At 71.2% G+C, this 14,443-nt stretch carries 11 protein-coding genes and 2 riboswitches; of the genes, 9 read left to right on the top strand and 2 right to left on the bottom strand.

What is annotated here, in order from left to right; all coding sequences use genetic code 11:
• The first annotated feature begins 54 nt into the window (after positions 1-54).
• Positions 55-519 carry a hypothetical protein gene (locus tag IEZ08_RS19605; RefSeq protein ID WP_068923474.1) on the top strand — a complete coding sequence of 155 codons (465 nt, stop codon included), beginning with the start codon at positions 55-57 and terminating at the stop codon, positions 517-519.
• Between the two features lie 70 nt (positions 520-589).
• Here IEZ08_RS19605 and IEZ08_RS19600 read toward each other — a convergent pair whose 3' ends face one another.
• The gene (locus IEZ08_RS19600; RefSeq protein WP_218061708.1) at positions 590-2,239 is read right to left on the bottom strand and encodes a HAMP domain-containing methyl-accepting chemotaxis protein; all 1,650 of its coding nucleotides are present in this window, start codon (positions 2,237-2,239) and stop codon (positions 590-592) included.
• A gap of 200 nt (positions 2,240-2,439) precedes the next feature.
• A complete protein-coding gene (thiC, locus tag IEZ08_RS19595; RefSeq protein WP_203863453.1) occupies positions 2,440-4,170 on the bottom strand; it encodes a phosphomethylpyrimidine synthase ThiC in 1,731 nt (576 codons plus the stop codon).
• A riboswitch (TPP riboswitch) is annotated at positions 4,163-4,275 on the bottom strand. It overlaps the preceding gene by 8 nt.
• A gap of 111 nt (positions 4,276-4,386) precedes the next feature.
• Here thiC and clsA point away from each other — a divergent pair.
• The 8 genes from clsA (at position 4,387) to IEZ08_RS19555 (ending at position 14,437) form a co-directional block, all read left to right on the top strand.
• Positions 4,387-4,977 carry a cardiolipin synthase ClsA gene (gene clsA, locus IEZ08_RS19590; RefSeq protein WP_068923477.1) on the top strand — a complete coding sequence of 197 codons (591 nt, stop codon included), beginning with the start codon at positions 4,387-4,389 and terminating at the stop codon, positions 4,975-4,977.
• A 10-nt stretch (positions 4,978-4,987) separates the two neighbouring features.
• Positions 4,988-7,489, top strand: coding sequence for a mannose-1-phosphate guanyltransferase (locus IEZ08_RS19585; protein WP_068923478.1), 2,502 nt, complete (start codon positions 4,988-4,990; stop codon positions 7,487-7,489).
• Positions 7,490-7,899: 410 nt separating this feature from the next.
• Positions 7,900-8,412 carry a double zinc ribbon and FHA domain-containing protein gene (locus tag IEZ08_RS19580; protein ID WP_068923479.1) on the top strand — a complete coding sequence of 171 codons (513 nt, stop codon included), beginning with the start codon at positions 7,900-7,902 and terminating at the stop codon, positions 8,410-8,412.
• Between the two features lie 26 nt (positions 8,413-8,438).
• Complete coding sequence (ftsR, locus tag IEZ08_RS19575) at positions 8,439-9,089, top strand: transcriptional regulator FtsR (protein ID WP_229803295.1); 651 nt, start codon at positions 8,439-8,441, stop codon at positions 9,087-9,089.
• Between the two features lie 83 nt (positions 9,090-9,172).
• Positions 9,173-9,652: a bifunctional nuclease family protein gene (locus IEZ08_RS19570; RefSeq protein WP_141703955.1), complete on the top strand. Its 480-nt coding sequence runs from the start codon at positions 9,173-9,175 to the stop codon at positions 9,650-9,652.
• 144 nt (positions 9,653-9,796) lie between these two features.
• Positions 9,797-10,417, top strand: a complete 621-nt coding sequence (locus IEZ08_RS19565; RefSeq protein WP_068923481.1) for a MerR family transcriptional regulator — start codon at positions 9,797-9,799, stop codon at positions 10,415-10,417.
• A 15-nt stretch (positions 10,418-10,432) separates the two neighbouring features.
• Positions 10,433-10,524, top strand: a riboswitch (glycine riboswitch).
• Positions 10,525-10,681: 157 nt separating this feature from the next.
• Complete coding sequence (gcvP, locus tag IEZ08_RS19560; protein WP_068923482.1) at positions 10,682-13,537, top strand: aminomethyl-transferring glycine dehydrogenase; 2,856 nt, start codon at positions 10,682-10,684, stop codon at positions 13,535-13,537.
• Positions 13,538-13,654: 117 nt separating this feature from the next.
• Entirely contained in the window at positions 13,655-14,437 is a 783-nt protein-coding gene (locus IEZ08_RS19555; protein WP_068923483.1) for a YfgM family protein, read from the top strand.
• The last annotated feature ends 6 nt before the right edge of the window (positions 14,438-14,443 follow it).

The following is a 14,443-nucleotide window of genomic DNA, read 5'->3' as shown; positions in this document are numbered from 1 at the left end:
CGCCGGCGGACACGATGTGCTCCCAACAGCTCACCGCAAGGAAGGACACATCCCATGCAGGAGGTCGTCACCTCAGGCCCCACCGCCGCCGGACAGGGCCGCCCCGTCCCCTCCGGACTCCTGTACGCCCTGCGCGTCCTCGTCGTCGCCCAGGCGGCCGGGCTGGTCGCCGCGGCCTCCTTCGCCGGGCAGTCCGTGCAGAAGGCCAAGGACCTCCTCGCCGCGGGCCAGGCCCTGCCGGCGGACGGAATGCTGGCCGAGACGCACGTGATGGCGGGCATGGTGGTGCACCTGATCGCCCTGCTGCAGATCGTGGCGGCCGTCCTGGTCTGGCGTCCGGGCCGCGGCGCGGGCTGGCCCGCGCTGGCCAGCCTGGGCCTGTTCCTGATCGGCATGGGCCAGCACTTCACCTGGGAACTTCTGGGCACCCACGTGCCCAGCGGCCTGGCCCTGTTCGGGCTCACCCTGGCCGTGCTCGTCTGGGCCTGGTCGCCCCGCGCCGCCGTGCGGCGTTCCTGAGCCGGGCTTCCGGCCGCGTGCCGTCGCCCGCCCCCGCCGCGATACCGGCGGGGGCGGGCGCGGGCGCGTCTCAGTAGCGGAAGCGCGAGACCAGCTCGTGCAGGCGGGTGGAGAGCTCGGCCAGGTTGGCCGCGGCCCGCTGGCTGTCGGCCACGCCCTCGGCCGTCACCTGGGCGGCGCCGGCCAGCACCGAGATGTTGGCCGCGATGTCGGCGCTGCCGGAGGCGGCGTCGGCCACGTTGCGGTTCATCTCGTTGGTGGTGGCCGTCTGCTCCTCCACCGCCGAGGTGATGGTCAGCTGGTAGTCGTTGATCCTGCCGATGATCGTGGAGATCTCGCCGATCGCCGCCACCGCGCTCTCGGTGTCGGCCTGGATGGCCTCCACCCGCCGGGCGATGTCCTCGGTGGCCTTGGCGGTCTCCTGGGCCAGGTCCTTGACCTCCCCGGCCACCACCGCGAAGCCCTTGCCGGCGTCGCCGGCGCGGGCGGCCTCGATGGTGGCGTTGAGCGCCAGCAGGTTGGTCTGCTCGGCGATGCTCGTGATGGTCTTGATCACGCTGCCGATCTCCGCCGACGAGGCGCCCAGCTTGGTGATGATCCCGTTGGTGGACTCGGCCACGGACACGGCCTGGGAGGCGACCTTGGCGCCCTCGTTGGCGTTGTGGGCGATCTCCCGGATGGAGGCGCCCATCTCCTCCGACCCGGCGGCCACGGTCTGCACGTTGGAGGAGACCTGGCCGGCCGCGGCGGCGACGTTGCCGGCCTGGAGGGACGCATCCTCCGCGCTGGCCGCGATGCGGTCGCTGACCGCCGACAGCTCGTCGGAGCTGGCGGCCAGGGTGTCGGCGCTGGAGGCCAGTGCGCCGATGGCCTGCCGGATGGAGTCGTTGGCCTGGTTGACCGCCACCGCCATCTGGCCGACCTCGTCACGTGAGGTCACCTCGGCCGCCTGGGTCAGGTCCCCGCGGGCCATCGCGGCGAGGGTCTGCGACAGCTTGCGGAGCGTGCCGACCATCGTGCGGGCGATCAGCAGCGCCACGACCACGGAGAGCGCTAGGCCGACCGTCAGCAGCACGAGGACCGAGAGACGGGCGCTGTCGTAGCTGGCGTTGCCGTCGGCGGCCATCGCCTTGCTCGCCTCCAGCTCCTTGCCCGCCAGGTTGTCCATGAGGACGTTGAGCTCCATGGAGAGCTCGCCGAGCCGGGCGGCGGCCGCCGCGGAGTCCACGTCCGATCCGGCGGGCAGGGGCGCGCCGAACATCACGGCGTCGCGCAGGGGCCAGAACTCCTGCCACGCCTTCTCGAAGGCGGCCACGTCCTGCCGCAGGGGCTGGTAGCCCGCGACCTCCGCCTTGTACGCCTCGAACACGGCGGTCACCTGCTCGGTGAAGTCATGGACCTGCCGGACGCGCTCGGCCCGCCTCTCGGGATTCGGCTCGACGACGGCCCCCACGGAGGTGTTGTACATGTCGGTCAGCCGGGCGCGGACCTCGCCCAGATGGGCCTGGTTGGCGTTGGCCCTCCCCATCATCTGCATGTTGTCGTTCATCGTCGACATCCGGCTCAGCGCGGTCACCCCGATCACGCCTGCCATGACGGCCACCAGAGCCACGGCGACGAGCATTTTGGTGCTGATGCGCAGGTCGGCGAAGCGGCTGCGCAGGGAGTTGCGGCGTACGGTCACCACGGGCTGTGCGACGTGGTCAAGGGGAGGGTTCACGACAGGTCCTTTTTCGATGGGAGCCCGGTGGGCTGCACGACGCTCCCGGCGGAGCCGTCCCCGCCCCATCGGCGCAGGGGAGAAGAGCCTGAGGGGAGCCGCGGCGATGCGACACAGGTCACCCCGGACCGGAGGCCGCCACAGGGCCGGGCACACGCGGACCGCGGCCCGGCGGGTTCCGGGCCGCGGTCCGCCGCCCGTCAGTCGGCCAGGGGCAGGTAGAGGCGGTTGCCGCCGGCGGCGAACTCCTCGGCCTTGGCCCGCATCCCCGCCTCGATCTCGTCGGCGGGCAGGCCCATGGCGGCGCCGTACGTGCCGGCGATGTCCCTGCTGATCTTCATCGAGCAGAACTTCGGCCCGCACATGGAGCAGAAGTGGGCGGTCTTGGCCGGGGCGGCGGGCAGGGTCTCGTCGTGGAAGGAGCGGGCGGTGTCCGGGTCGAGGGAGAGGTCGAACTGGTCCTCCCAGCGGAACTCGAACCGGGCGTCGGACAGCGCGTCGTCCCAGGCCTGCGCGCCCGGATGCCCCTTGGCGAGGTCGGCCGCATGCGCCGCGATCTTGTAGGTGATCACGCCGGTCTTCACGTCGTCCCGGTTCGGCAGTCCCAGGTGCTCCTTGGGTGTGACGTAGCAGAGCATGGCGGTGCCGTACCAGCCGATCATCGCCGCGCCGATGGCCGAGGTGATGTGGTCGTAGCCGGGGGCGATGTCGGTCGTGAGCGGGCCGAGGGTGTAGAACGGCGCGTCGTCGCAGAGTTCGCGCTGCAGGTCCACGTTCTCCTTGATCTTGTGCATGGGGACGTGGCCGGGACCTTCGATCATGACCTGGACGTCGTGCGCGTGCGCGATCTTCGTCAGCTCGCCCAGTGTCCGCAGCTCGGCGAACTGGGCCTCGTCGTTGGCGTCGGCGATCGACCCGGGGCGCAGGCCGTCACCGAGGGAGAACGCCACGTCGTAGGCGACCATGATCTCGCAGATGTCGGCGAAGTGCTCGTACAGGAAGCTCTCGCGGTGATGGGCCAGGCACCAGGCCGCCATGATCGAGCCGCCCCGCGAGACGATGCCGGTCTTGCGCCGCGCGGTCAGCGGCACGTGGGCCAGGCGCACCCCGGCGTGGACGGTGAAGTAGTCCACGCCCTGCTCGCACTGCTCGATCAGGGTGTCGCGGTAGACCTCCCAGGAGAGGTCCTCGGCCCGCCCGTTCACCTTCTCCAGCGCCTGGTAGATCGGGACGGTCCCGATCGGGACCGGGGAGTTGCGGATGATCCATTCGCGGGTGGTGTGGATGTTGCGCCCGGTGGACAGGTCCATGACGGTGTCGGCGCCCCATCGGATCGCCCACGTCATCTTGTCCACCTCCTCCTCGATGGTGGAGGTCACGGCGGAGTTGCCGATGTTGGCGTTGATCTTCACGAGGAAGTTGCGGCCGATGATCATCGGCTCGCTCTCCGGGTGGTTGACGTTGGCCGGGATGATCGCCCTCCCGGCGGCCACCTCGTCGCGGACGAACTCCGGCGTCACGCCCTCGCGGAGCGCGACGAACTCCATCTCCTCGGTGATCAGGCCGCGCCGCGCGTAGGCGAGCTGGGTCACCGGCGCCCCCGCCGCGCGCAGCGGCCTGTGGTCGCCGCCGGTGAAGACCGCGTCGAGGGAGCGCAGGTCGCGTGCCCACGAGTCCTGGTCCCGGTAGCCGTCGTCGGCGGGCCGGGCCGGGCGGCCGCCGTACCGCGCCACGTCGCCGCGGCCGAGGATCCAGTCCTCGCGCAGGCGTGGCAGGCCGCGCGTGACGTCGACCGTCACGGCCGGGTCGGTGTAGGGCCCCGAGGTGTCGTAGAGCGTGACCGACCTCCCGTTGGTCAGCCGTACCTCGCGCATGGGAACGCGCAGGTCACCCCGGTAGATCTTGGAGCTGGACGGACGCGCGTCAGTCATCGCGCAAACTCCCTTCGCCGGCATTATCCGGAGCAGGTTCTGGCGGTCGGCGGCCGTCACAGCCGTCCTCTCAGCCCGGTTCTCCGGGCTCCCGCGTTGGTCGGCGGAAACCATAGCGGGTCCCCGGCCCGATCACCACCCCTTCCGAGCCGCGATGCGAAGCGTCACCGTCAACGCAGTAGTGTCACTATCAGCTGTGGGAGGGGAGATGTGCGGGTGAACGTGCAAGTGCCGGGGACCGAGGATCGGATCTGGACGGTTCCCAACGCGCTGAGCCTGGCCAGGCTGCTCGGCGTGCCGGTCTTCCTCTGGCTGGTGCTGGGCCCGAAGGCCGACGGCTGGGCGGTGGCGCTGCTGATGCTCGCCGGGTTCTCCGACTGGCTCGACGGCAAGCTCGCGCGGGCGTGGAACCAGACCAGCAAGCTCGGCCGGCTGCTCGACCCGCTGGCCGACCGGCTCTACATCCTGGCCACCCTGCTCGGCCTGGCCCTGCGCGACATCATCCCCTGGTGGCTGGCGCTGATCATCCCGCTCCGGGACGTGATGCTCCTGGGCATCCCGCCGATCCTGCGCCGTCTCGGGTACGGCCCGGCGCTGCCGGTGCACTTCATGGGCAAGGCCGCCACGGCCAACCTGCTCTACTCCTTCCCCCTGCTCTTCCTGGCCCACCACGACGCGTGGTACGGGGACCCGGCCCGGATCGTGGGCTGGTCGCTGGCGATCTGGGGTGTTGGGCTGTACTGGTGGTCCGGGGTGCTGTATTGGGTACAGGTGCGGCAACTCCTTAAAGGAGCCAAAACGCCGTAAGAGGTGATTTGTGAAGGCCGTCGTGATGGCGGGCGGTGAGGGGACGCGGCTCAGGCCGATGACCGCGAACCAGCCCAAGCCCCTGCTCCCAGTGGTCAACCGGCCGATCATGGAGCATGTGCTGCGCCTGCTGAAACGGCACGGGCTCACCGAGACCGTGGTGACCGTGCAGTTCCTGGCCGCGCTGGTCCGCAACTACTTCGGCGACGGCGACGAGCTCGGCATGAACCTCTACTACGCCACGGAGGAGAGGCCGCTCGGCACCGCGGGGAGCGTCAAGAACGCCGCCGACCGGCTCCGCGACGAGCCCTTCCTGGTCATCTCCGGTGACGCGCTCACCGACATCGACCTGACCGATATGATCAAGTTTCATCGCGAGAACGGCGCCCTGGTCACCATCGGTCTCAAGCGCGTGCCCAACCCGCTGGAGTTCGGCATCGTCATCGTGGACGAACAGGGCCGGGTGGAGCGGTTCCTGGAGAAGCCCACCTGGGGCCAGGTCTTCTCCGACACCGTCAACACCGGCGTCTACGTGATGGAGCCCGAGGTCCTCGACGAGGTCACCGGGACCGGGGCGGTCGACTGGTCGGCGGACGTGTTCCCGAGGCTGCTGGAGCGGGGGGCCGCGCTCTTCGGCTACGTGGCCGACGGCTACTGGGAGGACGTCGGCACCCACGAGAGCTACATGCGGGTCCAGGCCGACGTGCTCTCCGGCCGCGTCAAGGTGGACATCGGGGCCTTCGAGCTCTCTCCCGGCGTCTGGGTGGCGGAGGGCGCCGTGGTGGACCCCGACGCGATCCTCAAGGGCCCCCTCTACGTCGGCGACTACGCCAAGGTCGAGGCCGGGGCCGAGCTGCGCGAGTACACCGTGCTCGGCAGCAACGTGGTGGTCCGCGAGGGCGCCTTCCTGCACCGCGCCGTCGTCCACGACAACGTCTACGTGGGACCGAGCACCAACCTGCGCGGCTGCGTCATCGGCAAGAACACCGACCTGATGACGGGCGCCCGGGTCGAGGAGAACGCCGTCGTCGGGGACGAGTGCATCATCGAGGCCGAGGCGTACGTCTCCTCCGGGGTCAAGATCTACCCGTTCAAGACCGTCGAGGCCGGCGCCCTGGTCAACACCAGCGTGATCTGGGAGTCGAGGGGCCAGCGCAACCTGTTCGGCCCGCGCGGGGTCTCCGGGCTGGTCAACGTGGAGATCACCCCCGAGCTGTGTGTACGGCTGGCCAGCGCCTACGCGACCACCCTGAAGAAGGGCGCCTCGGTCGTCACCTCCCGTGACTCCTCCCGGGCCGCCCGGGCCCTGAAACGGGCCGTGATCAGCGCCCTGAACGCCAGCGCCATCGACGTGCTCGACCTGGAGGCCGTCCCGCTGCCGGTCTCCCGCTTCCACACCGCCAAGGACGGGTCCGTCGGCGGGATCGCCCTGCGCACCACCGCCGGCGACCCGCAGAGCGTGGACATCGTCTTCATGGACGAGAGCGGCGCCGACCTGTCCCAGTCCGCCCAGCGGAGGCTGGAGCGGGTCTTCTCCCGCCAGGAGTTCCGCCGCGCCTTCCCCGGTGAGATCGCCGAGCTCAGCTTCCCCCCGCGGGTGATCGAGGACTACACGAACGAGCTGCTGCGCTGCGTGAACATGAACGGGGTGCGCGACGCCGACATGAAGGTCGTGGTCGACTGCGCGGGCGGCACCTCGTCGCTGGTGCTGCCGAGCCTCCTCGGCCGGGTGGGCGTGGACGTGCTGACCGTCAACAACAGGCTGGACGAGGCCTCGCCCACCGAGACCTTCGCCGAGCGCCGCCGGGACCTGCAACGCCTGTCGGAGCTCGTCAGCTCCTCCAGGGCGGCGTTCGGAGTACGGTTCGACCCGGTGGGGGAACGGGTCGCGCTGGTCAACGAGGCGGGTCAGCTGATCAGTGAGGAGCGCGCCCTGCTGGTCGTGCTGGACCTCGTCGCGGCCGAGCGGCGGGGCGGCCGGGTGGCGCTGCCGGTGACCACCACCCGCGTGGCCGAGCAGGTCTGCCGGTTCCACGGCGTCCAGGTCGAGTGGACCTCCACCGCGATCGACGCCCTCACCTCCGCCTCGCGCGGGCACGACATGGTCTTCGCCGGGGACGGGCGCGGCGGGTTCATCGTGCCGGAGTTCGGGCCCGCGGTGGACGGGCTGGCGGTGTTCCTGCGCCTGCTGGGGCTGGTCGCCCGGACCCGGCTCTCGCTCAGCCAAATCGACGCCAGGATCCCCGCGGCCAGGCTGCTGCGCCGTACGGTGCCGACGCCCTGGGCGGCCAAGGGAGCGGTGATGCGCTCCGTCATCGAGGCCGCCGAGGGCTACCGGGTCGACACCACCGACGGCGTGCGGGTCGTCGCCGAGGACGGCGGCTGGGCGCTGGTGCTGCCCGACCCCTCCGAAGCCGTCACCCACCTGTGGGCGGAGGCCTCGGACGCGGACTCCGCCCAGGCGCTCCTGGAACACTGGGCCCAGGTCGTGGAGAACGCCGCCGGAACGTGACGACGGCCGCGAGGGAGCGCAGCGACGGAGCACGACGAGGGAAGGCACCGGTTATCAGCCCCCGAGCCGCGACGCGCAGCGTCGCCATGGGCCCGCGAGGGGGCGCCGGTGCGCTGGACTGAGGAGGGCGAGGGAGCGCAGCGACGGAGCACGACGAGGGAAGGCACCGGTTATCAGCCCCCGAGCCGCGACGCGCAGCGTCGCCATGAACACAGATATAGACCGTGGACCGTGCCCGGCTGTAGTTTTGACACGACCGACCCCGGTCGACCGCTCGCCTTGACCTTTGCGCCTCAGCAGCGTAAGTTGCGGCATTCGCAGTTTGAACACACACTTGAGAAGCGAAGAAGCGAGGCGCGCATCCCCGAGCACCGTTGCCGCGTCTTCGCGGTAGGAGGCCGAGCCGATCGATGCCGAGCGTCTACTGCACGCAGTGCGGTCATGCGAACCCCGAGGACGCCCGTTTCTGTTCTCGATGCGGTGCGCCGCTGACCAGAGCTGAGGTCCCTGGAGACAGCACGTCGACGATCTCCCTCTCCGGGATCGAGGCATACGAGGCGGAGACGGGAGAGGCGCTTCTCGCCGAGCGGCAGGCCGTCGAGCAGTTGCCTCCGGGCACGGCCCTGCTGGTGGCCATGCGCGGTCCCAACGCCGGCAGCCGGTTCCTCCTGGACAGCGACCTCACCACGGTGGGCCGCCATCCGGACAGCGACATCTTCCTCGACGACATCACGGTCTCGCGGCGCCACGTGGAGTTCTACCGCCGCGGCGGCGGTGTCTTCACCGTCCGCGACGTCGGCAGCCTCAACGGCACCTACGTCAACCGTGAGCGGATCGAGGAGGCTCCGCTCTACGGCGGGGACGAGGTGCAGATCGGCAAGTTCCGCCTGGTGTTCCTCACCCGCGGCACCGCTGGAGGATGATGAGCCCCCAGGCCGCTCGTGCGCACATGAGCATCGGGGAGGTCCTCGCCCTCCTGCAGGGCGAGTTCCCCGACGTCAGCATCTCCAAGATCCGTTTCCTGGAGGGCGAGGGGCTGATCGAGCCGGAGCGCAGTCCCTCCGGCTACCGGAAGTTCACCTATGCCGACGTCGAGCGGTTGCGTTACATCCTCAGCGAGCAGCGTGACCGCTACCTGCCGCTGCGGGTGATCAAAGATCGGCTGGAGGCGGCCGACCGCGAGGAGCGGCCGGTCGCCCGGCCGCGCGCCCTGCCTGCGGATCCGACCCCGGAGGTCCGGCTCAGCCGGGAGGAGCTCCTGGCCGCCGCCGAGATCGACGAGGAGACCCTGGCCGAGCTCGAGGACTACGGCCTGCTCTCCGCGGTGGCCCGCCACTACGACGCCGAGGCGCTGGCCGTGGCCCGCAGCGTCGGCGCCCTGGCGGCCTTCGGCCTGCGCGCCCGTCACCTGCGGGCGGTCAAGGCGGCGGCGGAGCGGGAGGCCGGGCTGGTGGAGCAGGCCGTCGCCCCCCTGCTGCGCCGTCGCGCCCCGGGCGCCATCGATCGGGCCGACGAGACCGCGAGGGAGATATCCGGCCTCCTGCTGGACCTGCACGCGTCCCTGCTCCGCTCCGGTGTGCGTGAGATTCTGGGCAGGTGAGAGGACCTGGCGGGGCGTCGGCCGTCCCCCGGGTGTTACGTTGAAGGAACCGGTCGGAACCCAGCGAAAAGACGGAGCAGCCCGTGTTGCAGATGGAGGTCGTGGGCGTTCGGGTCGAGATGCCCTCCAACCAGCCGATCGTCCTGCTCAAAGAGACGCAAGGGGAACGCTACCTGCCCATCTGGATCGGCATGACTGAGGCGACCGCGATTGCCATGGCGCAGGCGGAGGAGCCGCCCCCCCGGCCGCTCACCCATGATTTGTTCCGGGACGTGCTCGACGCGCTCGGAGTGGGGCTGCGCACGGTGAACATCGTCGCGCTCCGGGAGGGCATCTTCTTCGCGGACCTGGTGTTCTCCAACGGGGTCGAGGTGAGCGCCCGTCCCTCGGACTCGATCGCCTTGGCACTGCGCACCGGTGCGCGTATCTTCGCCAGTGAGGACGTGGTCCGCGAGGCCGGAGTGATCATTCCGGACGACCAGGAGGGCCAGGAAGACGAGGTGGAGAAGTTCAGGGAGTTCCTTGACCAGATCTCACCGGAGGACTTCGGCCGCGCGGGGTAGGAATTTCGGTGCATTTACGCTTCACGACGCGCCGAGTGGGGTCGTTGACTGAGGTGAGTCCCAGTCTTACGGTGCGAGTGAACCTATGGCCGTGTGCAAACCCCCAGATCAGGCCATGGGATGAGAGAAAGCCGGAGGTCCGCAGTGGCGGTCAGCAGCGGCGAAGGAAAGGCGGCCGGCCAGGATGATCCGGTGCGGCGCCGGTCGGCGCGCCAGCGTGCCGGAGAAGAGGGTCTGCTGTTCGAGGGACAGGCGGTGAACCTGCCCGCCGACGTCGGCTATCGAGGCCCTACGGCCTGTGCCGCTGCCGGGATCACCTACCGGCAACTGGACTATTGGGCACGGACCGGCCTGGTGGAGCCCACGGTGAGGGCTGCGCACGGCTCGGGCTCCCAGCGACTGTACGGCTTCCGCGACATCCTGGTGCTGAAAGTCGTCAAGCGCCTGCTCGACACGGGCGTCTCCCTGCAGCAGATCCGCATCGCCGTCCATCACCTGCGCTCCCGCGGGGTCGCCGACCTCGCCCAGATCACTCTGATGAGCGATGGCGTCAGCGTCTACGAGTGCACCTCGCCCGATGAGGTCATCGACCTCCTGCAGGGCGGCCAGGGCGTGTTCGGCATCGCGCTGGGCCGGGTGTGGCAGGAGGTGGAGGGCTCCCTGGCGGAGCTCCCCAGTGAGCGCGCGGAGACCGGCGACGACCCTTTAGCCGGGCACCACGCCGATGAACTGGCCCGCCGCCGCAGGGCGCGCCGTACGGGGTAAAGTAAATCTCGCTGACGACCCTGTGCGGGAGAGACCCCGGCACGACCGGGGCGCCGAAGGAGCAACCTCCCCGGAATCTCTCAGGCACCCTGTACCGCACGGACGAGGCGACTCTGGAAAGCAGGTGCGCCCGCCAGGCGTGTCTCACCGACGGTGAAAGCCGCCCTTCGCGGGGCAGGTGAAACTCTCAGGTCGTGATGACAGAGGGGGAGACGGCACACGCCTGCGCCCAGCGCCGGTCTCCACCGCCTCGGGAGGCTTTCCATGACTGATCTGTCGCCCCTCAGCGAACTCGCTTCTCCGCCGTTCGCCACCCGCCACATCGGCCCCGACGCCGACGCCCGGTCCCGCATGCTGGAGGCGGTCGGCTTCGGCTCCGTCTCCGACCTCATCGCGGTCGCCGTGCCCGAGTCCATCCGGGCCAAGGACCCGCTCGCCCTGCACGACGCGGCGAGCGAGACCGAGGCGATCGGGGAGCTGCGCGCTCTGGCCGCCCGCAACACCGTGCTCACCTCGATGATCGGTCTCGGCTACCACGACACGATCACCCCCGCGGTCATCCGCCGCAACCTGCTGGAGAACCCCGGCTGGTACACCGCCTACACCCCCTACCAGCCGGAGATCTCCCAGGGCCGGCTGGAGGCCCTGCTCAACTTCCAGACCGTCGTGTCCGACCTGACCGGTCTCGACGTCGCCGGCGCGTCCCTGCTGGACGAGGCCACCGCCGCCGCCGAGGCGATGACCCTGGCCCGCCGCGCGGGCAAGGCGGCCTCCAACGTGTTCGTCGTGGACGCCGACGCCCTGCCGCAGACCAAGGCCGTGCTGCGCACCCGCGCCGAGCCGCTCGGCATCGAGCTGGCCGAGAGCGACCTGTCCGGCGAGCTGCCCGAGTGCTTCGGCGTCCTGGTGCAGTACCCCGGCGCGAGCGGCCGCCTGCGCGACGTCCGCGCCCTCGTCGCCGCGGCCCGCGAGCGCGGGGCCCTCGTGGTGGCCGCGGCCGACCTGCTCGCCCTCACCCTGCTGGCCTCTCCCGGTGAGCTGGGGGCCGACATCGCGGTCGGCTCCACGCAGCGCTTCGGCGTCCCGCTCGGCTTCGGCGGCCCGCACGCGGCCTACATGGCGGTCCGCGAGGGTCTGCAGCGGCAGATGCCGGGCCGCCTGGTCGGGGTCTCCCAGGACGCCGACGGGCGCCCCGCCTACCGGCTGGCGCTGCAGACCCGCGAGCAGCACATCCGCCGCGAGAAGGCGACCAGCAACATCTGCACCGCCCAGGTGCTGCTCGCCGTCATCGCGGGCATGTACGCCGTCTACCACGGACCCGAGGGCCTGCGCCGGATCGCCCAGCGGGTGCACCGGCACGCCGTCGTGCTCGCCGAGGCCCTGCGCCACGGCGGCGTCGAGGTCGTGCACGAGTCCTTCTTCGACACCGTGCTCGCCCGGGTGCCCGGCCGCGCCGCCCGGATCGTCGCGGCCGCCCGCGACAACGGCGTGAACCTCCGCCTGGTCGACGCCGACCACGTGGGCGTCTCCTGCGACGAGAAGACCGAGCTGCTCCACCTGGAGCAGGTCCTGGCCGCCTTCGAGGTCAGCGGCGCCGTCCTGACCGACCTGGACGCCGCCGCGCACGACGCGCTCCCCGCCGAGCTGCTGCGCACCGGTGACTACCTGACCCACCCGGTCTTCCACGACCACCGCTCCGAGACCGCGATGCTGCGCTACCTGCGCCGCCTGCAGGACAAGGACATCGCGCTCGACAGGTCGATGATCCCGCTGGGCTCCTGCACCATGAAGCTCAACGCGACCACCGAGATGGAGCCGATCACCTGGCCGGAGTTCGCCGGGCTGCACCCGTACGCGCCCGAGGACCAGGCCGAGGGCTTCATCGAGCTGATCGAGGGGCTGGAGGGCTGGCTGGCCGAGGTCACCGGCTACGACGCCGTCTCGATCCAGCCCAACGCGGGCTCCCAGGGCGAGTTCGCCGGCCTGCTGGCCATCCGCGCCTACCACCGGGACCGGGGCCAGGGCGAGCGCGACGTCTGCCTGATCCCGTCCTCGGCGCACGGCACCAACGCCGCCAGCGCCGTCATGGCGGGCATGAAGGTCGTCGTCGTCGCCTGCGACGACAACGGCAACGTCGACCTCGCCGACCTCGCCGCCAAGATCGACAAGCACCGCGACCGGCTCTCCGCGATCATGGTGACCTACCCGTCCACGCACGGCGTGTACGAGGAGACCATCACCCAGATCTGCGAGATGGTCCACGAGGCGGGCGGCCAGGTCTACGTCGACGGCGCCAACCTCAACGCGCTGGTCGGCCTGGCCAAGCTGGGCGAGTTCGGGGCCGACGTCTCCCACCTGAACCTGCACAAGACCTTCTGCATCCCGCACGGCGGCGGCGGCCCCGGCGTCGGCCCGGTCGCGGTCCGCGCCCACCTGGCCGGCTACCTGCCGGGCCACCCGCTCCGCGAGGGCACCGCGGTCGGCCCGGTCTCGGCCGCGCCGTACGGTTCGGCGGGCATCCTGCCCATCTCCTGGGCCTACATCCGGATGATGGGCGGCGAGGGCCTCAGGGCCGCCACCGAGCAGGCCATCCTGTCGGCCAACTACCTGGCCCGCAGGCTCGCCCCGCACTACCCGGTCCTCTACACCGGCCGCGACGGCCTGGTCGCCCACGAGTGCATCATCGACCTGCGCCAGATCACCAAGGAGACCGGCGTCACCGTGGACGACGTGGCCAAGCGCCTCATCGACTACGGCTTCCACGCGCCGACCATGTCCTTCCCGGTGGCCGGCACGCTGATGATCGAGCCGACCGAGAGCGAGGACCTGGCCGAGCTCGACCGGTTCTGCGACGCGATGATCGCGATCCGGGAGGAGATAGCGAAGGTCGCCTCGGGCGCCTACGACAGGGCGGACAACCCGCTGCGCAACGCGCCGCACACCGCCGACTGCGTCGTGGCCGACGAGTGGTCCCACCCCTACACCCGCACCGAGGCCGCCTACCCGGTGCCCTCGCTGCGCGAGGGCAAGTACTGGTCGCCGGTGCGCCGGATCGACCAGGCCTACGGCGACCGCAACCTCGTGTGCTCCTGCCCGCCCCTGGCGGCCTACGAGGACTGATCCCGCCGCCGGGGCGCGGCCGGGGACGGGCCGCGCATCCGAAGGCGAATGCAGGGGGACGAACACCGCCCCGAGTCGTTAGGCTCGGGGCGATTCCTTACCCGGGGAGGACCCTGCATGCCTGAGGTGGACACGCGTCCCCTGGAGACCGCGCGCCGGCTCGCCGAGGACGGCGACCTGGACGGCGCCGCGACGATCCTCGCGGAACTGGCGGCCGACGCCGAGGGGCCCGATCGCGCCCAGGCCGCGGTGGGCCTGGCGGCGGTGCTCCAGGAGCGAGGAGATGTACCGGGCGCGCGGGCGGCCGCGCGGACCGCGCTGGCGACCGGGCACCCCGAGTTCGCCCCCCAGGCGGCGTGCCTGCTCGCCCGGAGCTTCGAGGCGGAGGACCGGCCCGACCAGGCCCGCGCGGCCTGGCAGGCCGCGCTCGGCCTGGGGAACCCGGCCTACGTGCCGGTGGCGCACCTGGCGCTCGCGCGCCTGGCCGCGGGGGAGGAGGAGGCGCGTGAGGCCCTGCGGGCCGCCCTGGCCACCGGCGACCCCGAGATCGCCCCCCAGGCGGCTCTGTGGCTGGCCGAACTCCTGCTGGCGGACGGAGAGGCCGGGCAGGCGGCTCAGGCGCTCCTGGAGGCTCTGGAGATCCCCGAGGCGGTCGACGGGCCGCGCCTGCGGGTGCTGCTCGGCATCGCGCATCTGGAGCTGGCGTGCGCGGAGTTCACCGCGGCGGTGGAGGACGGCGGGGACGCCGAGACCAGCGCCCTGGCCATCGAGCTCCTGGCCCGCACGCTCCCGTTGCGCGGGCGCGACGAGGACGCCGAGCGGGTGTGGCGCTACGGGCTCGACCACGCCGACGAGCAACTCGCCGCGGAGGTGCGCCTGCGCCTCGACCGCGACATCTGACCGCGA

Origin of the sequence: Planobispora rosea (genome assembly GCF_014648175.1) — a bacterium.
In the GTDB taxonomy this organism is placed as follows: Bacteria; Actinomycetota; Actinomycetes; order Streptosporangiales; family Streptosporangiaceae; genus Planobispora; species Planobispora rosea.
This window is presented reverse-complemented; position numbering and strand designations above follow the sequence as displayed.

What these genes read in the sequence shown, in the direction of transcription:
- IEZ08_RS19605 (WP_068923474.1), top strand. Translation starts at nt 55, where the DNA reads ATGCAGGAGGTCGTCACCTCAGGCCCCACCGCCGCCGGACAGGGCCGC.
- thiC (WP_203863453.1), bottom strand. Translation starts at nt 4,170, where the DNA reads ATGACTGACGCGCGTCCGTCCAGCTCCAAGATCTACCGGGGTGACCTG.
- IEZ08_RS19580 (WP_068923479.1), top strand. Translation starts at nt 7,900, where the DNA reads ATGCCGAGCGTCTACTGCACGCAGTGCGGTCATGCGAACCCCGAGGAC.
- ftsR (WP_229803295.1), top strand. Translation starts at nt 8,439, where the DNA reads ATGAGCATCGGGGAGGTCCTCGCCCTCCTGCAGGGCGAGTTCCCCGAC.
- gcvP (WP_068923482.1), top strand. Translation starts at nt 10,682, where the DNA reads ATGACTGATCTGTCGCCCCTCAGCGAACTCGCTTCTCCGCCGTTCGCC.
- IEZ08_RS19555 (WP_068923483.1), top strand. Translation starts at nt 13,655, where the DNA reads ATGCCTGAGGTGGACACGCGTCCCCTGGAGACCGCGCGCCGGCTCGCC.